Raw genomic sequence first — 22,514 nt, forward strand, 5'->3', positions numbered from 1 at the left:
TCGACAAGGTAGACCGTCCGGCGGTACCCTCACACATTCGTCTCGGCCGGAACTCCGGGGAAGAAGTGAGCAACGCCCAGTCTGAGGCGGTCTCCCTAGCGGCCTTCGGCGGGCAGACTCGTGCCGAAGTGGCCGGGTCATTGAGCCTGCAGTGCCAGCAGTGAAATATCGGGGACGTTCGAGTAATTCCGTCGATTGCGCGGTCCCGCCGGCACTGACTTACAGGGCGCCCTATCTAACGATGAGGGTGCCTTTCATGTTGCCGTGGAAGATGCAATGGTAGGGGTAGGTTCCCGGTTCGCCGGGGGCGGTGAACGTGGTGGTACCGACCTTGGCGGTGGTATCGAACGCGTTGCCGGTGTCAGCGGTGATGGTGTGCGCTTCGATGTCTTCGTTGGTGACACTAATAGTCGCTCCGGGGCCCACGGTGTCCGTGCCCTGGTATTTGAAGCCCTTGATCAGGATTGCCGCCTGGGCGGCCGCCGATGTTGAGCCCGGACCGGAGGCTGAGGGAGCGGGTCCTGTGGTGGCGGCAGGAGCTGAGGGGAATTGGTCCGTCATGGCGGGGGCTGCTGTGGTGCCGGACCCGGACATGCCCCCGCAGCCGGACAGAACAAGCACGGCTGCTGCTGCCGCGAGTCCGAGTGCGCTGCCGGTTTTGGTGCTTGCCTTCATGATGAAAACCTTTCGATGGGCGGGCTGGGATGAAGGGTCCTGTGTGTCAGGGGTGTTCGATCCAGCAGGCAAGGATGGTGGTGGAGAGCTGGTAGGCCAGCGCATTCCGAGTCACAGCGTCCGGGCCGATGGTCGCCCGAAGGCCTGAAGCGTCTACCTGCAGAACGAAGCTGTCTTTTTGAAAGACCGCTGTCCCGTTTGCGGTTTCGTAGGCCGGGAAGCCCAGGTTCGCCAGGCCGTCGATGGGTTCGGCGTCTTCTGCGAGGGCCTGCATGGCATCGAAGTAGGTCAGTGCGGTGGGTTGGTCTTTGGCTTCCTGGACGGAAATGACCAGGTCACCTTCGTCCAGGTGGTAGGTGCAGGTGAAGGTGCTGTTGGCCCAGTCGTTGATGGTGTGCGGGTCCTGTTCAAGGTCCAGGATTGTGGTGAGCCGTTCCTTGGGTTGGTCCCCGCACACCATCTTGGCGGCTTCGCTGGGACCGTCAATGCTGGTGGTTCCAGGCGATCCTGATCCGCCATGGTGCCCGCCTCCGTGGCTTCCGGTGTGCCCGGCGTTAGGTGTTGCTGTTTCCGGGGGTTGGGTTGGAATGTTGGCCGGGGCGGTGACGGAGCCGGCCGCTGTGGCGCATCCGGAGAGCAGCAGAGCGGACAGGGCCAGGGCGGCCAGCAAAGGTGGGTGCTGTTTCATGGCGCTTCCATCCTGGCCGCCCACTTTTGGGGTGGGCGGTCGATTGTCAGGCTTTAAGGGTGGCGTAGATGACGTAGTTGTCATCAAATTCCCCGGTGGCGGGGTCGTAGCCGTCGCAGGTGATCAGCCGGAGTTCGGCTGCATCTGTGTTGCCGTAAACCTCGAGGGTGGGGAACTCGTTTTTGGGGTAGAGGGCACCGCGGTCCACTGTGAACACGGCGATGCTGCCGTCAGTTCGGGAAACGGTGATCTCAGCGCCGGGGGTGAGTCTTCTCAGGTCTGCAAAGACGCCCTTGTTGCCGCCCAGGGCGTTGACGTGGCCCAGTAGCACCGATGGTCCGCGTTCCCCGGGGGTGGGGGAACCGTCGTACCAGCTGGCAGGTGCACCGTTCCCGGTGTCCTGTGGGACTTTCAGGGAGCCGTTCTCCTCCAGCCCCAGGTGGATAAGGTCGGTCCGGACCCCGATCGAGGCAATGCTCACAGTGACCGGCGCCGAAGCGGCCAGCACCGGCGGACGCTGTCCCGCGGGCGGGGCGGCCGCTGGGTCGGAAAGTGCAGGGGTGGTCGCTGCCGGGGACGGAACCGCAGCTTCGGTCGGAGCTACTGACGATGAGGCGGTCCCGGAAGGGGCCGGTCCGGCATCCGGTGTGGTGGTAGGTCCGCCGGCGCAGCCGGCGAGGGTGAGCAGGAGCAGAACCCCGGCCGCCGTGGAGGCCAGGGGGCCTCTGCGGTGGCCGGGGTTCTTGGTTGTCACTGTAATGATCCGCTTAGTGCTTAGGCTGCTGCGTTGCGGCGGCGGACGACGTAGGCGCCGCCGGCGAGGGCGACAAGTGCCAGGCCCGAACCGATGGCGAGGGAGCCGGTGTCGGTGCCGGTTTCGCTGGTGACACCTGTTGCTGCGCCGCCCGCAGGCATTTTCATCTGCCCGGCCGTCAAGGTTCCGCACAGGGCGGGGGAGGTCGCGGCCAGCGGAAGGGTCGGTGCGAGGTCGCTCTTGGCCGCCTGGCCTGCTGCGCTGAGGGTGGCCGGGTCAAGACCATGGACGACGACGACTGCGGTGCCTGCTTCCAGGGCGGCCTTGGTTTCGGCGTTCAGCTCGAACGTGCGGTCAACGGTGTAAGCGGCTCCCTGGCCGCCGACCTTCAGGTCAAGGCCTGCTGCGGGGCTGGTGTCACCGCTGGTGGACAAGGTGGTGACGATGCCACCGTAAGACGGGGCGCCTTCGGTGGTGGAAATGACCTGGTCACCGTCCTTATCGGCAGACGGGGCCGGGCAGACACCCTGGGCTCCGCCGTGGATGTGCTGAACGTGCGGGTACGGGGCGTCCATGAAGGTCGCGGGCATACCCGAAACCTTCAGGACCACGTGGGCCTGGTTGCCCGTGACATCAACAGTGATGGTGCCGGAGCCTGCGCTGCCGTTGAGCTGGCCCAGCGTGGACTGGTAGGACTGGTCCGCTGCCATTGCGGGGGAACCGGACAGGGCAAGAGCGCCCAAAGCGAGAGTGGGGACTGCCATAAAGCGGAGTGTCTTATTCATAGGGAAAATCTCCTCATACACGCGCGTGTGATGTTGGTGCCCCCGGGAGGGGACAACAGTACTTCGCACCGGCACCGGGAAAGGATTGGTGCGGATGTGGCCGGGTTCACATATTTCTGCAGGTCAGTAGCGTGCGGGCCGACCGGAGGTGCCTTCCGGCGGTCACCGGGGGAAGGGTCAGGCAGCCGGAGCGCCGCGGCGCCGGCCCCGCGCTACCCGCCCTGATCCGGCCCGGCCCTTGTATAGCAGGGCGCACCCGGCCGCGGCCAGGGCGCCTGCGGCTGCTTCGGCGAGGGCAGAGATGACCTTGGCCGCGTACCAGACGGGCTCATACATGGCCGGCAGCGGCCCGATAGCAGGGACCTGGACATACCTGTAAAGGAGAACCGCGGCCAAGGATGAGAACCCCACCACGGCCGCGGCAGCGAATGCCATGCGGGAACCTTTGAGCAGCACGAATACTGCTGCCAGAGCGGCGGCGCCGGCCTGGATCAGAAACAGGGTGCCCTGGCCGACGCCGTCCGGGGCAGCCTGCTGATAGCCCGGGGCGAGCTGAACATGGATGACGGCGCTGACCGCCAGGGACGCGGCGACACCGACACGCAACACCCAAACGGACCTCATTTGCGGTTTCAGTTCCGGGCGGTTCATTTTACGATCAGCGTCCCGGACATCTGCGGATGGAAGGTGCAGATAATGCCGTATTCACCCTGGGCATCCGGTGCCTGGAAAGTCACTGTTCCGCCACCCGGGACCTCGATATCGAGCCCGCCCTCGTCCTTGACGGTGAGGGTGTGCGGGGCGCTGTCCGCGTTCGTCACCGTCACCATCGCTCCCGGTTTCACCGACGCCGGCACCTCATACTTGAAATTCTTAATCATGATGACCGCTTCGGTCATCTGATCTGCGCCTTTCCCTGGCGGTGCAGCGGAACTGGCCGCAGGCGGGGCGGTCGAGTCCCCGGTCTGGGCTGCACACCCCGTGATGCCTGCCAGGGACACGGCCGCGGCGACGGCCCACATACGGGTAATGGTTTTCATGACAATCCCCTTCACGGGGGTGTGTCCTCCACACACCGGACGGCGCGCCCATCAGGAAACCACCCCACGCACCTTTATTCGTTCTCCGCGCCCTCACGGACTGCCGCCTGTGCCAGAAGCCTCCCCGACGGGCCGCGCGGCCAACGAAAAAGGCAGACGCCCCCACCCATCCCCAGAGTGTTGTGGCGCGAATCACACAAGACCGCCGAATTCCTCGGTGGCCCCTTGATAGGGAGCGAAAACATGAAAAGAAAATCCAAGCTGGCTCTTGGCGGAGCGGCAGCAGTGGTCATCACCGCGGTGTCGATAGGTGCAGGCCCCGTCCTGGCCAACAACGGCAAAGCATCAGAGAAGTCGGTGACGCTCACAGCCAAGCTTCATGAGCTCAACGGTTCCGGTGCCTCCGGGACCGCAACCGCCGTGGTGAAAAACCAGAAAATCGAACACATCGAGGTCCATGCTGAGGGCCTTGCCCCGGACGCTCCCCACGCCCAGCACATCCACTACGGCAACCAGGCTCTGAACGAATGCCCGACCCTGGCTCTGGACGAAAACCGGGACGGGCGCATCAACACCGTCGAAGGGATACCCGCCTACGGGCCTGTCGTCGTGTCGCTGAACACGACCGGTGACACCACCCCTGCCAGCTTCCTGGACGTGACCCGGTTCCCCGTCTCCCATGACGGGATCTTCAACTACAGTCGGGACAACATCGAATTCACCGACATCGCCGGAACCGGCTACCCCGGTCCGGGCGGACTCGGCACCGCCAAGGAAATCGCCGATTCCATCCGGGACGGCGAAGGCGTCCTTGTCATCCACGGCCTGGACTACGACGGCAACGGAACCTACAACTTCAGCGACCCCGAAGGCGGCAGCGAACTGAACCCGGCCCTGCCCGCTGAAGCAACAGACCCGGCCCTCTGCGGCGTACTGCGCTAACACCCTCAAGGGACTGGCCGCTGCTGGGGCGGCCAGACCCGCCGATCGCCGGTTGGCGTTTTCCGACTTTATGGGTAGCCAGGATCCTGAATTGCCAGTGGCATTGGCCGTATCCCCCACCTGAAAGTCCGTCTGGTCAAGCCCGACGGACGTATGACTGCACAGTGGATCCTAGTCACCATTACCAGCCCTGATTCTTTCGGCAGTCCTCGTGTGGGCCGAAAGGCGGTGGGTCAGATTGGGCTGACCTGTGCATGCGCACGGCACCGTCAGGGAACGTACATGGGCTCAGCTGCTCCGTGTGTCCCAAGGGCTATACAAGGTCGATATGCGTCCTGAGCCTTTGGAGTCCACCCCTGATTCTGGATTTGATCGTCGGCAGCGGTACAGAGAGCTTTACCGAGATTTCCTGGTAGGTCAACGAGCCGAAATAGGCAAGGACGATTGATTCGCGCTGCAGGGCTGAAAGGCATGCCAACGAAGCGATCAGGATTTGGGCGTCCATCTTCTCTGCCAGGTCATCGAGCAGACCATCGTAGGCGTCCGGGGCAGTCGCTGCCCACCGATGGTCACGGTTGCGGCTGCTTTGCGTCGCCCGGACTTTGTCGACTGCCCTTCGGTGCGCGATGGTCATCAGCCAAGCCCTCGGAGTGCCGGTGGCCGGCTGGTATTTCGCCCCATCCTGCCAGACGATGACAAATATTTCCTGGACCACTTCTTCGCTGAGCTCCCGGTCAATGACGACGCGCTGGACCAGTCCCGTGACCTGACGGGATGTGTGGCGGTAGAACTCACTGAATGCCTGATGATCACCCTGTGCCGTGCGTAGCAGCAGACCGGCAAGAAAGTCCTGGGCCTGGTCGTTCGCAGGTGGAACATTCTGCTCGGCTAAATGGTTCATAGGGCCTTCAAACGTGGGAACTGCCGACCACGGGTCGGCTGTCCGGACAGGGTGGCGAGATGCGCTGCTGTAGTGTCCAGCACGCGGGATCTGCGGCAATTGGAACAGAGGACGGCCACCGCGAGAGTGCCTGCCTGCCGGCCAGGAACGGTCGGCGATTCAACCTCGAGGTGCAGGTCGGTGTCACACGTTGGGCACCAGGGGCGTTTTCCCCGTGGCTGATCCGTGTCCCGGGGAACGTAGCTGCTGGACGCTGCGGTCATGGTGGTGTTCACACCATGGCCGGGTAGCTGGTCAGGATGTAGTCGGCGGCCGCAGGCCCCTTCATACGCAGGCCCTCTCCTGGACCGACACGATCTTTCATTGCGGCCCAGAAGGTCTTCTCGGTCCGTGGCGTGTTGCGGGACACGCTGCACCAGCTGGTGTAGAGGCCATAAAGGGAGTCCGGGTCAAGAGTCGAGTCTGACTCCTGTTCACGATAGGTGGCTTCCTGGAGGAACTGGTCGAACTGCGAATACGCCATGATGGCTCCTTCAACAAGGTGCGGTGGCCCGCCTTTTGGGTACAGCTGCCTCAACTTCCCGGCGCCGGGGGCCCGGACGAGCCTGTGTCAGGCGTGGTTCCTCGTGTTCCGGCCATCGCCGGACCGTTACCGGCGAGAGTGGCGGCGCCCCCGTGGTCGGAGATGAGTGAAGCGGCCATACGTTTGGCCAAGATTGCTGCCTCCCTGTCTCCTTCGACCGCCGAGATAATGGAGCCCTTCGTCAGGATGTGGCAGGACCGGGCAAATACGTCCGGCCGGTCCAGACCCGCCTCCTCAGCGAGAGTCCGCATGAAGGCCCTGACTTGCGCCAGATAGCTGATGGATGCCTCTCCCAAGGGATGGGTGGGACCCATTTCCAGCATGGTGCTCACAAACGCACAAGCCTGGAAGTCATCCCGGCGGAACCACCCGTCCAGAACATCGAAAATTGCCAGTAGCTGGACTGTCGGGTCCTCGGATCTCTTTCTGCATTCAGCGATGATCTGCTCGACAGTGAGGTTCTGATGACAGCGTTCCAGGAAAGCGAGCACCAACTCATCCTTGGAGGTGAAGTGCCCATAGAACGTGGCCTTGGCAACCCCGGCGCGCAAAATCAGTTCAGTAATACCGACGTCGCGGATGCCACGCTGGGCGAACAATTCGTAAGCGGCCGCCATTATGCGCTCCCGCGCCCCACGGGGAGACGGCCAGGAAGGGTCGGGAGTGCCAAGCGGGTCAACTATTGAGCTCTGTGAGTGTTCCATCACAGCAGACACTACACCGAACCCAGACAGACCGGTCAGTACGGATGTCAGCTAGCAGGCAAATGACGTTGTATCCGGACCGGCCCCGTCGCCCTGACTTTCCAGCCTGTGGATTTGATCGCTCTTGGCGGTATTCTCGCGCGGTGTCGCCCTCAGGAGGGAGCCACTGGGCTAATCCTTCAGCTGTGGCGACCGTCTAACAAACGTTGCTCGGGACATTTCCGAGATCCCTTGTACCCTTCGCAGCGGGTTCGCCGCCTTCTACCGGGCGCAATGCACTTCGAATCTGGCTGTCGGTAACCCGGCGGCGTCGGCCGCCCAGGTTCTTCCGGCTTCTCTGCGTTTGCTGATGGATTCGCTGACGCGTTCGCGTTGATCCCGAATTCCATTTGCACGAGAGCTGCCATGATGGTGAACAACATCGACCCCAGGGATATGGCGGTATCGACGTCGCCACCGCAGAGGTTAGCCACGTAGGCCCGCGCCTCAACCGCGGAGTTCGTCGGCGAAGGCAAGCATGTTCTGGGTGGACCGGCCGAGCCGATCAAGCGTCGTGATGACGAGGGTGTCTCCGTCGATCAAGGCATCGAGTGCCCGGTCGAACTGGGGTCGTGAGGCTCGCGTCCCGGAGGCACCGTGATCCACGTAGAGATCATCGCGTCGGACGCCGCCGGCCAGCAACTTGGAGGTGGAGCTCCGCAATGCCTGTGACCGTCAGCTCTCGTCGACTGTCCTCCCAACGAGTCCCATGGGACGGATCACGGACCCTGCTCCAGTTTGTTCCCCGTGTCCCTCCGAAAGAACGAGAGGACCGGTAAGAGCTGGGACGCAAACAAGAATCGCCGCGGAAAGGTGCACGACGCCCGTGAACGCTGCGCGACACCGGTCGTTGCACCCGTCCCGGGGAAAATCGTGGCGGAATAAATGTTCGGATTTGGACTTGCCTAGTTGGTGACAGCCATGAAAAAACCATATGGGTGGTTTCCCGACCTGCACAGGGCCTCTCCCCCCGGGACCGACAGGGATCGGGTTAGCCAAGCACTAACCGCAATTAGAGAGTTCCCGCAACAGGGTGACCCACCACGAAAACATCCTCAAGGGCGGCGAGATCGAGCGGCGCAGAACTACGAACATGGTCCAGATGATCTCCCCTGACGCGCACGCCCACTTCCAGGCAGACAGCGACGTATCCGCACTCTTGGTACAGCTCCCCTAAACACCCCCGGTTCGCATCTGGCCAAGCCGCCAAGGCATGCTGAAGGCCGGTGATGCATTGCCCCCAAGGCATTGAATCACCGGCCTTCAGTGTTTCTATATGCCTGCGCGGACGAACGTGACGGCGCCCTTTGAGGTCATCCAGGTCAGGGGGTGGACGGCGGTTTCGTTCTTGCCATTAAGGCCGGAGCTGAGGACTTGGCCGTTGCCAACGTAGATGCCTACGTGGCCGGGCTGCATGACCATGTCGCCGGGCTGGGGGTCGGTGACGATGGTGCCGTAGTTCATGAACTGCATGGGGCCGAGGTCGCCGACGGGGATGCCTGCAGCATTCAGGGCGTTTTCGACCAGTCGTGTGCAGTCCTGGATCATGCCGATTTGGGCGTAGGCGGAGGACACCATAGTGGCGTTGATCCCGCCGGCTGCCGGTGCCGCAACGGGAACTGCAGCAGCAGGGGTGACTGTGATCTGAGCTTTGGCGGGTGCAGCGGCCTTCGCCACGACCGGAGCCGCGGCCACGGCCGCCTTGGGGGTCTCGACGGCGACAGGCTTGGGTGCTTCCACTACAGGCGCCGGTGTCGTCTTCACGGCGGGACGCTCGAAAGTGATCTGGACTGTGGCGTCTGCGCTGAGCGGGGTGTGTACCTGGCTGGTAATTTCCAGGTTTGATGCCGGCTCGGCCTCGCGCTGGGTTGGGGCGTCTGCTGCCTGGGCGGCGATGCCGCTGGTCAGGACGAGTCCGGATGCTGCTGCGATGACGGCGGCCTGGCGGCCGACACCGCCGGCGTTGTCGGCGACGGATTTGGACAGGACAGCCAGGGGGCTGGTGCGGACGGGGTGCGCGCGGCGGCGGCCGTGAGCTTTGCGATTGGGCATGAAAGGGCCTCTCCCACTGCCTGCGAGGTTAGCTGTCGGATTCGGATGGGAGACACCCGGCCGTGGTGATACACAGGTGCATCAGGCACGGCTTCACCCCGAGGCCTGTCGGTAGCAGACCGTTATTGGGTTCCCCGTCTCTGCCGGACGAATTTTGCGAACGGATCCCGGGCAGCGGCAGAGTTAGGCAAGTCTGCTCAGGAGTGCCGCATTCGGAGAACCGGCACGGCTTCAGACCCTACGTCACAGCAGCAACATTTGTCACATTTGCATAACGGCAATAGCGGCAGAACATCATCTGGGCCACCGGCTACAACATCCTCGCTGTTCCTGTAGCGGCCGGTGTCCTGGCCTTCGCCGGGGTCCTACTGTCCCGTCCAGCAGGGGGCGGTGCTGATGCCCTTGTCCACGATTGTGGTGGCACTGAAAGCCCAGCTGCTGCGGCAGGTGAAACTCAATGCCTCCCAGGCACGTTAGACAAGAGACGGTGACCGGCAGGGACACCCCTGCCGGTAGGCTTAAGAATCTGAAAACCTGCACGGAAGGGAGGAACCGTTGTGAGCGCACCATCGCGTGGACCCTTCACCGCGCTCCTCCTTCGGACCGGCTTCCTGACGGCGGCCCTGGCCATCATCGCCGGCGTCTTTGGCATGCACATCATGACCGGGGCCCACCACTTGAGCGCGGCGCACACCATGCCGGCAACAGCCGCCCAATCAACCGTGCACCTGCAAAGCCTCCCTGAGGACCACTCCCATCCACCGGGGACCTCCGGGGCTGCAGTGACCCAAGCGGCAACTGGCTCGCCTTCTTCTTCTTGCGCCCCTGCAGGTTCCTGCCCGGAGATATCCACCGGGGGCAATGCCTGCGTGCTGTCCCCGGGAAACACCTCGCTTACCGCACCTGCTCCGGGCATAGCGCCCTATGCCTTACCCGACTTCGGTGCGGCGGCTGCAGCCAGCACGAACTATTCCTACTCACCGGCCAGCCCCTCCCCCGGTGACCTCTGTATCAGCCGGACGTAAACCAGCATTGACGGCGCCGTGTCCTGCCCGGCGCACCGTCCAGCTATTTCGGCACGCATAAAACAGGTCCCCCGCAAGGGGCCATCACTGCATGCAATCCAAGGGCGCTGCGCGCCGCCGATACTTTTGAGGACCCTGATTTCCATGAAAAAGACCCTGACCATTCCCGCTGCCGCCATCGCTGCTGCGATCGCCCTCGCCGGCTGCTCCACCGGCACCGGTGCCGGAAGTTCCGCGACCAGCATGCCCGGCATGGACCACGGCAGCTCCGCGGCGCCATCAAGCTCAGCCCCGGCAACCTCGGCAGCAGCTTCGGCTGAGTTCAACGACGCGGACACGATGTTCGCGCAGATGATGATCCCGCATCACGCCCAGGCTGTGGAGATGAGCGACATCATGCTCAAAAAAGAAGGAATTCCCGCTCCGGTCACGGACCTGGCCGCCAAGATCAAGGCGGCCCAGGGACCGGAAATCGAGAAGATGACCGGTTGGCTTGAAAGCTGGGGACAGCCCACCGAATTGCCCACCGGCATGGCCCCGGGACACAGCATGTCCGGGATGATGGGTGCGGAGGACATGGCGAAGCTCGAGGCCGCCCAGGGCACCGAGGCCGCCAAACTGTTCCTGACCCAGATGGTCGCCCACCACGAAGGCGCCGTCGAGATGGCCAAGATCGAAACCTCCGACGGAAAGAACCCTGAGGCGGTCCAGCTCAGCAAGGACATCGTCAGCTCCCAGGAAGCCGAAATCCAGGAAATGAAAGACCTGCTGGCAACCCTGTAGCCAGCACACCACCGGCTCCGGCCCCGTCCCCCCGTGGGGCCGGCGCCTTCCCCCACCCCCCCATTTTCTGGACCACCCCTGGAGTTCCCGTGCCCCTGCACTTCATCCACCGAGGACGTCCCGCCGCTGGACTCACCGCGGCCGCCGCCCTCCTGCTGTCCGCCTGTTCCGTCGGCTCGCCAACCGGCACCGCCCCAACCACTGCGGCCACCGGCCTGCCCAGCTCCCACGTCCACGGCCTGAGCGTGAACCGCGAAACCGACCAAGTCCTGCTGGCCGCCCACGAAGGCCTGTTCGACGTCACCAAATCCCCCGCCACCCGAATCGGCGCCACCAATGACCTGATGGGCTTCACCGCAGCCGCTGACCAAGGTGTGTTCTATGCTTCCGGGCACCCGGGCCCCGGTTCGGACCTGCCCAACCCCATGGGCCTGATCCGATCCACAAACGGCGGAGAGACGTGGGAGCAGCTCTCCCGCCAAGGCGAATCCGACTTCCACGCCCTCGCTACAGCCAGGTCCGGAATCGTCGCCTACGACGGAACACTTCAAACCAGCCCGGACGGAAAGACCTGGACCCCGGCCGCAGCCGACTTCGTCCCGGCCGTTCTGGCCGGCAACCCCGAAACCGACACCGTTCTTGCCACCACCCGCGAAGGGCTCCAACGTTCCCGTGACGGCGGGAAAACCTGGGAACTGAATACAGCAGCGCCCATCATCCAATTCGTTGCATTTGCCAGCGGCACTGAAGTCTTCGGCGTCGAGCCGGAGGGTTCAGTCCAATTTTCAGCAGACGCGGGAACAACGTGGGCCCCCACCGGCCGGATCGAGGGTCAGGTCCAGGCGATCTCCGCCGTAAAGAAGGCAGACGGCAAACCATGGATCTGGGCCGCCACCACTGGTGGGCTCGTCGTATCCCCTGATGGCGGTGTGGTGTTTCATGCCCCTGCCGCTGTCCGATGAGCACCACCGGTTCCATTGCCTTCATGGGTCTTACCTGTGCGCTGATAATCGCGGCGGTGTAAGGGGCTTCCCCGATGGAGCATCAGGAGAGAATCTGGTTCGTGGACCCGGTGACGCTGCGGGACGTGGTCGCGGACAGGGATGCGATGGAAGCCCGGCTGGACAGTTGCACCGGCCTGGAACGTGTATGGGTTCTGTCCCTTCTGGGACGTGGTGACGAAGCAGTCACTGACGCCCAAGAACTGCTTGCCGCCTCCACGGACCCGTTCCGTGTCCTGCTCGTTCTTGCTTACGCCTATCAACGGCAGTATCGCTGGCTGGACGCGGCCCAAATGCAGGAACGGGCCCTGCGCGCTGCACGCACGAAGTTCAGGGAAGCCCAGGTCGGCCATCAGATCGGGCGGCGGCTTTTTGGCGAGGGTCTTTACCTCGCTGCCGCGGCCGAGTTCGAATGGGCCGCTGACCTGTTCAAAGCTGCCGAACGTCCCCGTGCGGCACTCACCTCCTACAGGGCAAGAGAACGGGCAATGAAGGTTCACCGGCAAAGCCGGCTCCCCGATTAGAAGGGGAGTTACCTGCCAGCAAGAGGACAGCCATACCGGCCCAACAGGGCAACGAGGAAGGGAAAGGAGGTGCACCGGACCACCGGCCCGGGCACCACCACACAAAAAACCAATGCGGGTCCGGAATTTGTTTTTCAGCCAGTCAAAAGAGCGCCGCAGCCAACGAGCCCTAAACGTCACTTGTAGGTCAGGGCACGTTGCTGACAACGTCGCCCCTTATAGGCGCACTTGCGGCGGACCTCAGCCTCACTACGAGCGTGAGCCGCTTAGCCTAGTTCTCGGCGAAGCGGCGGATGATCGTGCTGCTCTCTTCCCTTATTGCGTGGAGCTCTCCGGCCAACCCGCAGAGGATAAGCCCGGCGTCCGCAACCTGCATGTTCGAGTCGGGTCCGGCCATTCCATCCGATCGAAGACTGATCAGGGATTCGACCAAGCGGAAGGTAAGATCACCGCCGGCGGTGGGGCTGTCGGTTCCGTTGGCGAAGGACAGGCCAGCGCCCAGTTGTCTGTAAAGGCTGCGCAGCTCCTGCCGGTCGGCCAGGAACTGCGCGAAGCGGGTGCTTCGGACCTCGGGCAGGTGGTAGAGGATTCCGAGGTTCCAGCGGGCGCTGAGGAGTTGCATGCCGTCGTATAGGGCGACAGCGTGGAGTCGGCTCCCGGGGGCAGCTTCGTCGCCCGTTTCGGCAGCAACGGCCCGGGCGAACTTCAGCCCACTGGACACGGTGCCCTCCAGGAGGTTCTCGAGGATGTCGTCCTTCGTTTTGAAGTGGTGGTAAAGCGAGGACTGCCTGATTCCGACCGCGTCCGCGATGGACCGCGTGGAGGTGCTGGCAAAGCCTTGGGTGGTGAACAGTTCGGCGGCCGCATCGAGGATTTCGTCACGGGCGGTGGCCCCTGGTCGGGAGGGCTGTTGGTGGCGAGGGCGTCCCGGTCCGGCTGAAGTCACCGCATCATTCTTGCACTCCTGTCGGCTGCAAATACCGCCGACCATGGGTGTGAGGGGATGGAAATGAACCGGAAACAAGATGTCTATTTGCCTTTTACAGGAGTGAAACTGTTTGGGGACATGGCACTGAAAAACTATCAATTGACCGGTAATCCGCAGCCGTCGGCCGAGCGCTGCGTTGCCGGGAGGCTTCATCCCCCCTGCCATTCCAGCCCCGGAGATTCCGATGACATCAACCGTTCTCCCCACCGTCCACCAGGACGATGCGGATCTGACGTCCCTTGGCTATCAGCCCACCCTCCACCGAAAGCTCGGCCGTTACGCTTCCTTCGCCGCCGGCTTCTCCTTTGTCTCCATCCTGACCACCATCTTCCAGCTCTTCGCTTTCGGCTACTCGTTCGCCGGGCCTGCGTTCTTCTGGACATGGCCGGTTGTGCTGGTTGGTCAGCTCCTCGTTGCACTGAACTTCGCCGAACTCGCCGCCCGCTACCCGCTCTCCGGGGCCGTATACCAGTGGGCCCGGCGAGTAGGCGGTGAGGGCGTTGGCTGGTTCGCCGGCTGGTTCATGGCAATCGCCCAGGTGGTCACCGCCGCCGCCGCCGCCATTGCCCTGCAGGTCGTGCTGCCCCAGCTTTGGGATGGCTTCCAGCTGGTGGGCGGCGATTCTGCCCTCAACACGGTCACCGGTGCCGCCAATGCAGTAGTCCTCGGGGCTGTGCTCCTGGTAGCCACCACCATCATCAACTCCCTCGGCGTCAAGCTCATGGCACACGTGAACTCTGTCGGTGTGACGTGCGAGATTATCGGCGTCGTGGCCGTCATCCTCGCACTCATCAGCGCCGCTCGGCGCGGGCCCGAAGTTGTCGCGGACACCACCGTACTCCAGGGCTCGGACCTCGGGTCTGTCGGAGCCTTCCTGGTTTCAGGGCTGATGGCCGCCTACGTCATGGTGGGTTTCAACTCCGCCGGTGAGCTTTCCGAAGAGACCAAAGACCCCCGCCGTACCGCTCCGCGCACCATCCTGTCAGCCCTGCTCATCTCCGGAATCGGCGGGGCACTGATGATCATCACTGCCCTGATGGCTGCACCAAGCCTTGACGACGGCCGGCTCGCCACTGAAGGCCTGCCCTACGTCCTCACCGCAGTACTGGGCACGTTCTGGGGCAAGGTCCTTCTGGTGGACGTGGCCATCGCTATCTTTGTCTGCACCCTAGCCATCCAGACAGCCGGTTCACGGTTGGTGTTCTCCATGGCACGCGATGGCAAACTCCCCGCCTCGGCGCTGCTGTCCTCGGTCCACCCCACTCGAGGGACACCCATGTGGCCCTCGATCGTCATCGGCGCCCTGGCCGTTGGCGTGCTTGCCATCAACGTGGGCAACGCGGCGCTGTTCACCACCCTCTGCAGCGTCTGCATCGTCATGGTCTACTTCGCCTACCTCCTGGTCACAGTGCCGCAGCTGCTTAACAGGCTCCGGGGCGACTGGAACAGGGTGGGACAGACCCTGCCCGCGGGACTCTTTTCGCTCGGACGCTGGGGGTTGCCCGTCAATATCCTTGCCGTTCTTTACGGGGCCGTGATGGTGGTAAACCTTGCCTGGCCCCGGCCCGAGGTTTACGACCCCTCGGGAGAGAACGGGATCCTCCTCTATTCGGCGCCACTGATGGTGACCGCGGTCCTGCTCCTTGGCCTCTGGGTCCGCAGCCGGAACCTGGCAGCCAAAGCCTAAAAGCCCGCGCCTGCCAGCCCTCGCTCCAAAATCAGCCTTCAAGAACCCCCAGCCGTAAAGAACACAGGACCGACATGACACAGACCATCGAAACACCAGAGACCGGTACGGCTACCACCGTCGGCGCCCGCGCTCACGCTAGGGAACAGCACGGCCGGAGGGCGGACACCATGCGCCACGTGCCAGCTTCTTCCGCCCCCGCGCGCCTTATGGCAGGGCTTCCGGACGGTGCCGCAGCTTCCGTCAGCTGGGCCGAAGAGCTGGCCTTTGGCCGCTACACCACCATGCAGTTGGCCCGAGGCACCCGGGTCCGGCTCACGGACACCGACGGTGATGCCTGCGTGCACACCCTTCTTTACCGGGCAGGTGCCCTCCACGAACGCCTCAACATCGCGGATACCGTCAAGGTCCCGTGGCAGGCATACCCGGGGGCGGGCCACCCGCTGCTTTCCGACGCCGGCCGCCTGATGGCCACGGTTGTGTCTGACTCCTCCTCCCGCCACGATGCCCTCACCGGGGCCACCACCCTCAGCGGAAACACTGCCCGGTACGGTGACGGCACCGCCCACAGCGCCTCCCCGGCCGCCCGCGAACTCCTCACCCTCGCGGCCCTAAAGAACGGGCTGGGCCCCCGCGACGTAGCGCCGACGCTGTCCTTCTTCAAGGGCGTCCGCGTTGACCCTTCCGGCAGCATCGCCTTCGCCGGAAGCGGTGGCCCGGGCGCCGCGGTCGAACTCCTGCTCCAGATGGACGCGGTGCTGGTGCTGGCCAACACCGCCCACCCCCTGGACCCGCGTGAGGACTTCACCGGAACGGCCGTCGACATTGTCGCCTGGCATGCGCCGCAGGACCTTCCTGCGCTGGAAGCGGGCAGCCTCGCCGGCACCCTGGCTCCCGAACACCTGCAAGCGCTCCGCAACACCGAACACGACCTGACTGCAAGGAACGCCCGATGAACACCGCCCTTGATACCAAGCCCGTCCCCGCAGCGGGTGAAACCGCCCTGATGCCCGGCACAGTGGTCCTCGACGAATTCGTCGAAGCCAAAGGACCGTGGTCAGCGGTGGTGGCAGCCGGTGAGGTGCTGACCATCGTAGACCTGGAGGGCAACCAGGCGGTGGACTGCCTGCTGTACGCCGCAGGCGACACCACCGTGCGCTACTCGGCGGCGGTCACCATCGCGCAGCAGCAGTCGATCGTCCTGACCACGGGTTCGGTGCTTCGCGCGGACACCGGAGTTCCGCTGATGACTGTCGTGGCGGACGAGGTGGGTGTACATGACACCATCGGCGGGGCCTGCTCGCAGGAATCCAACACCCTCCGCTACGGCCAGCACACCCGTGAACAGCACGCCTGCGTTGAAAACTTCCTCATTGAAGGCTCCCGCTGGGGCTTGGGGAAGCGGGACCTGGTGTCCAACATCAACTGGTTCATGAACGTTCCGGTGGATCCCGACGGTGCCCTGGGCATTGTTGACGGACTTTCCGCGCCCGGCAAGCGGGTAGCGCTGCGCGCCGAGGTGGACACGCTGGTGCTCGTCTCAAACTGCCCGCAAATCAACAACCCATGCAACGGCTTCAACCCCACACCCGTCCGCATGATCATCACCCGGCCGGAGGCTGCCAAGTGAACAGCTTTGACACCCTGCTGATTGCCAACCGCGGCGAAATTGCCTGCCGCGTTATCGAGTCAGCCCGTAAGCTCGGCCTCCGGACCGTTGCCGTGTTCTCCGAAGCGGACCGCGGCGCCCGCCACGTCCGCCTCGCAGACGAGGCAGTGCTGCTGGGACCCGCAGCGGCCAAGGAGTCCTACCTTCGGGTGGACGCCCTGCTGGCGGCCGCCAAATCGACGGGCGCGGGGGCTATTCATCCCGGGTACGGTTTCCTGTCCGAGGACGCCGCCTTTGCCGAAGCAGTGGAGGCGGCAGGACTGGTATTTGTCGGTCCCACCGCTGACCAGCTGCGCATCTTCGGCACCAAGCACACAGCGCGCGATGCCGCCCGTGCCGCCGGGGTGCCCATGATCGCCGGGTCCGGGTTGCTGGCAGACGTGGATGACGCCGTAGCGGCAAGCGCCGCAATAGGTTTCCCGCTGATGCTCAAGGCCACCGGCGGCGGTGGCGGCATCGGCATGACGGTCTGCCGCAACGAGGCGGAGCTGGTGGAGAGCTTTCCCCGCGTCGCCCGCCTGGCCGGAGCCAGCTTCGGTACCGCAGGCGTCTTCGCCGAACGCTACGTCGAAAACGCCCGACACATCGAGGTCCAGGTCTTCGGTGACGGCGAGGGCCGCGTGGTCAGCCTCGGCGACCGCGACTGCTCCCTGCAGCGCCGCCACCAGAAGGTCCTCGAGGAAGCACCGGCACCGGACCTGCCCGAGGCGCTGCGCGAAGAACTTCACCGCAGCTCCCGCGCCCTGTGCGCCTCGCTCAATTACCGTTCCGCCGGAACAGTCGAATTCGTCTACGATTCCTCCCGCCGCGAAGCCTCCTTCCTCGAGGTCAACGCCCGGCTCCAGGTGGAACACCCCGTCACCGAGGCCGTCACCGGCGTGGACCTGGTGGAATGGATGCTCCGGCTGGCACAGGGCGGCGTCGAAGCCAAAGACGTGCTTGCCGGCGTCCCGGAGAGCGTACCCGTGTCAGGCAGCGCAGTAGAGGCACGGCTCTACGCCGAGGACCCCGCCCGGGGATTCCAGCCCAGCGCCGGAACCGTAACCAACGCCGTCTACCCCAGCACAGCAGATGCCCGGGTGGACGCCTGGGTGGAAACCGGCACCGAGGTGTCCACCAACTACGATCCCCTCCTGGGCAAAATCATCACGTCTGCAGCAACGCGGTCCGAGGCGTTTGACCGGCTGGCCGCAGCACTCGCGGCAACCAGGATCGACGGCATTGAGACCAACCTCGGAATGCTCCGTGCCGTGGCCGGCCTGGACGTGGTCCGCAGCGTTGGGCACTCCACCAGCACCCTGGATTCCGTGGGCGACCCCGAGCCGCGCATCACCGTGGGCCGCCCCGGCCTGCAGACCAGCGTCCAGGACTGGCCCGGTCGGACCGGGCTGTGGCAGGTTGGTGTCCCGCCGAGCGGCCCCATGGATGACCTGTCCTTCCGGCTGGGCAACACGGCCCTGGGCAACCCCGAGGGCTCCCCCGGCCTGGAATTCACCATGACCGGCCCCAGCCTGACCTTCACGCACGCGACCACCTTATGTGTCACCGGCGCAGACGTAACTGTCACCATCGACGGAACTCCGGTACCGGCATGGGCGCCGGTAACAGTCCCCGCAGGCGGAACGCTGGACATCGGCACTGCCGCGGGCCACGGGCTCCGCGGGTACATCCTGTTCCAGGGTGGCCTGGACATCCCGCACTATCTCGGCAGCGCCTCGACCTTCACGCTTGGCCAGTTCGGCGGACACGCCGGACGCGTCCTGCGCGCCGGTGACGTGCTCCGCACCGCGACTCCGGCGGCCGGCACTGCAGGAGCAGCCGCGTCCGCAGTGCCGCTCGACAGCCGGCCCGCCCTGACCTCCACCTGGGAACTGGCGGTGGCGGAAGGCCCGCATGGGGCCCCGGAATTCTTTCAGCGCGAAGACATCGAGGAACTGTACGCCGCAGAGTACGAAGTGCACTTCAACTCCGCACGCACTGGAATCCGGCTGACCGGCCCCAAACCTCGCTGGGCCCGTACCGACGGCGGCGAAGCCGGCCTCCACCCGTCCAACATTCACGACACCGCCTACTCCGTGGGCGCACTCGACTTCACCGGCGACACGCCCATCTTGCTCGGCCCGGACGGACCCAGCCTGGGCGGGTTCGTCTGCCCGGTCACCGTGGTGACCGCCGACCGCTGGAAGCTCGGCCAGCTGCGGCCCGGCGACAAGGTCCGGTTCGTGCCCATCCAGGTCGGTCAGGCGCCGTCGGCCAAGGATCTCGGCCCTGGCCGCCAGCTGCTGCTGCCGGGCGATGCAAGCTGGCCTACGGAACTGACAGCCAAGCAGTCCGGAAGGACACCAGAAGGCACAGCAGGGGCGCTCACCGGTGAGCGCACAGCACGCGGGGACGGCGACGACGGCGTGCTGGGCCGGGTGCCAGAAACCCCGGGCCGGCCCGCAGTCACCTACCGCCGCTCCGGCGATGACAACCTGCTGGTGGAGTACGGCGAGATGGTGCTGGACCTCGGCCTCCGTGCCAGGGTCCACGCCCTGCACCAGCACATCGAAAAGCTCCGCGTTCCAGGGATCGTGGACCTCACGCCGGGAATCCGCTCCCTCCAGATCAAGGTGGACCCGTCTGTCCTGTCCACCAAGCGGCTGCTGGGACTCGTTCAGGACATCGAAGCCGCTCTGCCGGCAAGCTCCGAACTGGTGGTCCCCAGCCGCACCGTCCGGCTACCGCTGTCCTGGGACGACCCCGCCACCCGGGAAGCGATCGAACGCTACATGGCAGGTGTCCGCGACGACGCCCCGTGGTGCCCCTGGAACATCGAATTCATCCGCCGGATCAACGGATTGGACTCGGTCAACGACGTCTTCGACACCGTCTTCAACGCCGAATATTTGGTCCTGGGACTCGGGGATGTGTACCTCGGCGCACCGGTGGCAACGCCGCTGGATCCTCGGCACCGGCTCGTCACCACCAAATACAACCCCGCCCGCACCTGGACACCGGAGAACGCGGTTGGCATCGGCGGGGCCTACATGTGCATTTACGGCATGGAAGGACCCGGCGGGTACCAGTTCGTGGGCCGCACCACCCAGGTGTGGTCGCGCTACGCGGATTCCGCTCCGTTCGAGTCCGGCTCACCCTGGCTGCTGCGCTTTTTCGACCGGATCTCCTGGTACCCGGTCAGCCCCGAGGAACTCCTGGACCTGCGCGCCGACATGGCCGCCGGAAGAGGCCGCGGAGTCGAGATCGAGGACGGCGAATTTTCCCTGGCCGAGCATGAACTGTTCCTCGAGGAAAACCGCGAGTCCATCACAACTTTCCGGGAGAAGCAGGGCGCGGCTTTCGCCGTGGAACGGCAGGCATGGGCCGACGCCGGCGAGTTTGACCGCGCCGATGCGCTGGCCGCCGTCATAGCCCCCGCTGCAGACGAAGTAGTGGTGCCGGACGGCGGATCACTCGTGGCAGCACCTTTTGCGGCGAGCGTCTGGAAGGTTGACGTGGCGGCCGGGGACAGGGTGGTCAAGGGACAGCCCCTGGTTTCCCTTGAGGCCATGAAAATGGAAACTGTGCTGCAAGCACCCTGCGACGGCGTGGTGTTCCGCGTCCTGCCGGCCGCAGGTTCCCAAGTGGTGGCGGGCGAGGCAGTGGTAGTCCTAGGCAACGATGACCTGGAACCTGCCGGAGCGGGAACTCCGGAGCGGGAAGAGGCAGTAGTATGAACGACGCAACCAACGGCCCTGCAACCCTGCGGGTCCGGGCCGCCCTCGCAGCCATCGACGCAGTAGACCGGCCCGAAATCTGGATCACGCTCCGCGGCGAGGACGAACTGCTGGCCGAAGCCGCCACCATTGACACCTCAGTGGCCGGCGGCGCCCACCTGCCCCTCGCAGGACTCCTGCTGGCTGTCAAGAACAACGTGGACGTGGCAGGCATCCCCACGACCGCGGCGTGCCCCGGCTTCGCCTACCTCCCGGACAAAGACGCCGAAGCGGTGGCCCGGCTCCGCGCCGCCGGGGCTCTTGTCCTGGGCGCCACCAACCTGGACCAGTTCGCCACCGGACTCGTAGGTACGCGCAGCCCTTACGGTGCTGTCCGAGACTCCCGCCGCCCGGAATTCATCTCCGGCGGCTCCAGTTCCGGCTCGGCGGTGGCAGTGGCACTGGGCCTGGTGGACATCGCGATCGGAACGGACACCGCTGGATCAGGCCGGGTCCCCGCCGGGCTGCAGGGAATAGTGGGCATCAAACCAACGCTGGACGTCGTGTCCACCGCCGGCGTCGTGCCTGCCTGCCGGTCATGGGATGCCGTCACCATTTTTGCCCGCCAGCTGTCCACGGCGGAACTCGCGATGGGCATCATGGCCGGCAACGCACGCACCTGGCCCACGGACATCCGGCTGGCAGCACCGTCGAAACCCCGGGTGGCCTACCCTGCCGGCCTGCCCGCCCTTCCGGACGCTTGGGCAGCAGAATTTGCCCGCCAGGTGGAACGGCTCCGGAACTCAGGGGTGGACGTCCAGACCATCGAATTCGATGACTTCCTCCACGCGGCACGGCTGCTGTATGACGGCGCACTGGTGGCGGAGCGCTACGCCGCTGTCGGCAACTACATTGAAACGTGTGACGGCGGAACGCCCGGCCAAGAGGGCATCGATCCGACGGTGGGTGGAATCATCCGGGCTGCCGGCAAGCTTCCCGCCCACCGGTATGTTGCCGACACAGCCAGGCTGAAAGAGCTGAAGCACAAGGCCATGGTGCGGCTGGTGGGGTTCGATGCCCTGCTGGTGCCCACCGCGCCCTTCCACCCGACGCTTGCGGAATTGGCGGCAGATCCGGTGGGAGTGAACTCCCTGATGGGCACCTACACGAACTTCTGCAACCTGTTTGACATGTGTGCTGTGGCCGTCCCGGCAGGGCAGGTGGAAAATTCACAATTCGGGCTGACAGTAGTGGCCCGGACCTTCGACGACGCAGTAGCGGCCGACATCGCCCGCAGGCTCGAAGCAACCCCGGCGACGCCGGAACTCTTCGCAGCTGGCGCAGTACCGGCAGTGGCGGCGACCAGCCAGCCGTGGACATCCGTTCCCTGGCCGGTGACTGCGGGCGCGGTGGCCCTGCCGCTGGTGGTGGTGGGCGCACACCGCAAGGGCCAGCCGTTGGCCCCACAGCTGGAAGAGCTCGGGGCCGCGTGGGACGGCCCTGTCCGCACAGCCGCCCGCTACCGGATGGTGTCCCTCAACACCGTGCCGCCGAAGCCCGGCGTGTACCGGTCCGACGACGGCGCGGAACTCGTTGGCGAGCGATGGCTGCTGTCGCCGGCAGGACTCGGCTCGTTCCTGGCGTCCCTTCCTGAACCAATGCTGCTTGGGTCCATTGAACTGGCAGACGGTTCCACCGCCGTGGGTTTCGCCTGCGACGCGGTTGCGGCGGCACGCGGAGAAGACATCACCCACCATGGCGATTGGCTTGCGGACCGGACTGATCCTGTCGCACGCAGCATGTGGCAGAACCTGGGCGAAGCGGCACTTGTCGGATTCAGCCGGGGCGAACGATGGTGATGCCGCCCAACGGACCCCGCCTAAATCCGGTTGACCCCGCTTGAATAACTCCGGAACATACTCGATTTGGGGTTAACCTCTGTTGGTGGACACCTGAAGTAGCGGGATCCTTGGATTCTG

22 protein-coding genes, 2 pseudogenes and 1 riboswitch are annotated in these 22,514 nt (G+C 64.8%); of the genes and pseudogenes, 12 read left to right on the forward strand and 12 right to left on the reverse strand.

What is annotated here, in order from left to right; all coding sequences use genetic code 11:
- Positions 1 to 231: 231 nt before the first annotated feature.
- From AC1MCA_RS09595 to AC1MCA_RS09620, 6 genes are all read right to left on the reverse strand, one after another.
- Positions 232 to 675 (reverse strand): cupredoxin domain-containing protein, encoded by a 444-nt coding sequence (locus AC1MCA_RS09595; RefSeq protein WP_479803011.1) that lies wholly within the window; start codon positions 673 to 675, stop codon positions 232 to 234.
- 46 nt (positions 676 to 721) lie between these two features.
- A complete protein-coding gene (locus AC1MCA_RS09600; protein ID WP_479803012.1) occupies positions 722 to 1,363 on the reverse strand; it encodes a hypothetical protein in 642 nt (213 codons plus the stop codon).
- 46 nt (positions 1,364 to 1,409) lie between these two features.
- Entirely contained in the window at positions 1,410 to 2,117 is a 708-nt protein-coding gene (locus tag AC1MCA_RS09605) for a sortase domain-containing protein (protein WP_479803014.1), read from the reverse strand.
- 20 nt (positions 2,118 to 2,137) lie between these two features.
- Positions 2,138 to 2,902, reverse strand: coding sequence for an LPXTG cell wall anchor domain-containing protein (locus AC1MCA_RS09610; RefSeq protein WP_479803016.1), 765 nt, complete (start codon positions 2,900 to 2,902; stop codon positions 2,138 to 2,140).
- 177 nt (positions 2,903 to 3,079) lie between these two features.
- Positions 3,080 to 3,511 carry a hypothetical protein gene (locus tag AC1MCA_RS09615; protein ID WP_479803018.1) on the reverse strand — a complete coding sequence of 144 codons (432 nt, stop codon included), beginning with the start codon at positions 3,509 to 3,511 and terminating at the stop codon, positions 3,080 to 3,082.
- Positions 3,512 to 3,549: 38 nt separating this feature from the next.
- A complete protein-coding gene (locus AC1MCA_RS09620; protein WP_479803020.1) occupies positions 3,550 to 3,942 on the reverse strand; it encodes a cupredoxin domain-containing protein in 393 nt (130 codons plus the stop codon).
- Positions 3,943 to 4,185: 243 nt separating this feature from the next.
- Here AC1MCA_RS09620 and AC1MCA_RS09625 point away from each other — a divergent pair, with 243 nt between their 5' ends.
- Positions 4,186 to 4,884, forward strand: a complete 699-nt coding sequence (locus tag AC1MCA_RS09625; protein ID WP_479803021.1) for a hypothetical protein — start codon at positions 4,186 to 4,188, stop codon at positions 4,882 to 4,884.
- A gap of 313 nt (positions 4,885 to 5,197) precedes the next feature.
- On the opposite strand, the gene AC1MCA_RS09630 is transcribed toward AC1MCA_RS09625, so the two are convergent.
- The 4 genes and pseudogenes from AC1MCA_RS09630 to AC1MCA_RS09645 all read right to left on the reverse strand — a co-directional run bounded on the left by AC1MCA_RS09630 (position 5,198) and on the right by AC1MCA_RS09645 (position 7,774).
- Complete coding sequence (locus tag AC1MCA_RS09630; RefSeq protein ID WP_479803023.1) at positions 5,198 to 5,785, reverse strand: sigma-70 family RNA polymerase sigma factor; 588 nt, start codon at positions 5,783 to 5,785, stop codon at positions 5,198 to 5,200.
- 271 nt (positions 5,786 to 6,056) lie between these two features.
- Complete coding sequence (locus AC1MCA_RS09635) at positions 6,057 to 6,308, reverse strand: hypothetical protein (RefSeq protein ID WP_479803025.1); 252 nt, start codon at positions 6,306 to 6,308, stop codon at positions 6,057 to 6,059.
- Positions 6,309 to 6,358: 50 nt separating this feature from the next.
- Positions 6,359 to 6,985 (reverse strand): TetR/AcrR family transcriptional regulator, encoded by a 627-nt coding sequence (locus AC1MCA_RS09640; RefSeq protein WP_479803027.1) that lies wholly within the window; start codon positions 6,983 to 6,985, stop codon positions 6,359 to 6,361.
- Positions 6,986 to 7,243: 258 nt separating this feature from the next.
- Positions 7,244 to 7,774, reverse strand: a pseudogene (locus AC1MCA_RS09645) (recombinase family protein).
- 370 nt (positions 7,775 to 8,144) lie between these two features.
- Between AC1MCA_RS09645 and AC1MCA_RS09650 the strand changes: the two are divergent.
- Positions 8,145 to 8,288 carry a hypothetical protein gene (locus AC1MCA_RS09650; RefSeq protein WP_479803029.1) on the forward strand — a complete coding sequence of 48 codons (144 nt, stop codon included), beginning with the start codon at positions 8,145 to 8,147 and terminating at the stop codon, positions 8,286 to 8,288.
- 95 nt (positions 8,289 to 8,383) lie between these two features.
- On the opposite strand, the gene AC1MCA_RS09655 is transcribed toward AC1MCA_RS09650, so the two are convergent.
- Positions 8,384 to 9,163, reverse strand: coding sequence for an NlpC/P60 family protein (locus AC1MCA_RS09655; RefSeq protein ID WP_479803031.1), 780 nt, complete (start codon positions 9,161 to 9,163; stop codon positions 8,384 to 8,386).
- Between the two features lie 3 nt (positions 9,164 to 9,166).
- Positions 9,167 to 9,332, reverse strand: a riboswitch (cyclic di-AMP (ydaO/yuaA leader).
- Between the two features lie 118 nt (positions 9,333 to 9,450).
- Between AC1MCA_RS09655 and AC1MCA_RS09660 the strand changes: the two are divergent.
- The 5 genes and pseudogenes from AC1MCA_RS09660 to AC1MCA_RS09680 all read left to right on the forward strand — a co-directional run.
- Positions 9,451 to 9,640: pseudogene (locus tag AC1MCA_RS09660) on the forward strand (hypothetical protein); the annotation flags it as partial.
- Positions 9,641 to 9,720: 80 nt separating this feature from the next.
- Positions 9,721 to 10,188, forward strand: a complete 468-nt coding sequence (locus AC1MCA_RS09665; RefSeq protein ID WP_479803033.1) for a hypothetical protein — start codon at positions 9,721 to 9,723, stop codon at positions 10,186 to 10,188.
- A gap of 144 nt (positions 10,189 to 10,332) precedes the next feature.
- Positions 10,333 to 10,971 (forward strand): DUF305 domain-containing protein, encoded by a 639-nt coding sequence (locus AC1MCA_RS09670; protein ID WP_479803035.1) that lies wholly within the window; start codon positions 10,333 to 10,335, stop codon positions 10,969 to 10,971.
- An 89-nt stretch (positions 10,972 to 11,060) separates the two neighbouring features.
- Positions 11,061 to 11,933 (forward strand): F510_1955 family glycosylhydrolase, encoded by an 873-nt coding sequence (locus tag AC1MCA_RS09675; protein ID WP_479803037.1) that lies wholly within the window; start codon positions 11,061 to 11,063, stop codon positions 11,931 to 11,933.
- A 74-nt stretch (positions 11,934 to 12,007) separates the two neighbouring features.
- Positions 12,008 to 12,496, forward strand: coding sequence for a hypothetical protein (locus tag AC1MCA_RS09680; protein ID WP_479803039.1), 489 nt, complete (start codon positions 12,008 to 12,010; stop codon positions 12,494 to 12,496).
- A gap of 271 nt (positions 12,497 to 12,767) precedes the next feature.
- Here the strand turns inward: AC1MCA_RS09680 and AC1MCA_RS09685 are convergent, their stop codons facing one another.
- Positions 12,768 to 13,442 carry a TetR/AcrR family transcriptional regulator gene (locus AC1MCA_RS09685; protein ID WP_479803040.1) on the reverse strand — a complete coding sequence of 225 codons (675 nt, stop codon included), beginning with the start codon at positions 13,440 to 13,442 and terminating at the stop codon, positions 12,768 to 12,770.
- Between the two features lie 226 nt (positions 13,443 to 13,668).
- Here AC1MCA_RS09685 and AC1MCA_RS09690 point away from each other — a divergent pair, with 226 nt between their 5' ends.
- From AC1MCA_RS09690 to atzF, 5 genes are all read left to right on the forward strand, one after another.
- A complete protein-coding gene (locus tag AC1MCA_RS09690; protein ID WP_479803042.1) occupies positions 13,669 to 15,171 on the forward strand; it encodes an amino acid permease in 1,503 nt (500 codons plus the stop codon).
- Between the two features lie 74 nt (positions 15,172 to 15,245).
- On the forward strand, positions 15,246 to 16,127 hold the full coding sequence (locus AC1MCA_RS09695; protein ID WP_479803044.1) for an urea amidolyase associated protein UAAP1: 882 nt from the start codon (positions 15,246 to 15,248) through the stop codon (positions 16,125 to 16,127).
- Positions 16,124 to 16,801: an urea amidolyase associated protein UAAP2 gene (locus tag AC1MCA_RS09700; RefSeq protein WP_479803046.1), complete on the forward strand. Its 678-nt coding sequence runs from the start codon at positions 16,124 to 16,126 to the stop codon at positions 16,799 to 16,801. The genes AC1MCA_RS09695 and AC1MCA_RS09700 overlap by 4 nt, the downstream gene beginning before the upstream one ends.
- On the forward strand, positions 16,798 to 20,556 hold the full coding sequence (gene uca, locus AC1MCA_RS09705) for an urea carboxylase (RefSeq protein ID WP_479803048.1): 3,759 nt from the start codon (positions 16,798 to 16,800) through the stop codon (positions 20,554 to 20,556). Before AC1MCA_RS09700 ends, uca begins: the two co-directional genes overlap by 4 nt.
- Complete coding sequence (atzF, locus tag AC1MCA_RS09710; RefSeq protein ID WP_479803050.1) at positions 20,553 to 22,394, forward strand: allophanate hydrolase; 1,842 nt, start codon at positions 20,553 to 20,555, stop codon at positions 22,392 to 22,394. Before uca ends, atzF begins: the two co-directional genes overlap by 4 nt.
- The last annotated feature ends 120 nt before the right edge of the window (positions 22,395 to 22,514 follow it).

This window comes from Arthrobacter sp. BK1, from assembly GCF_056680055.1.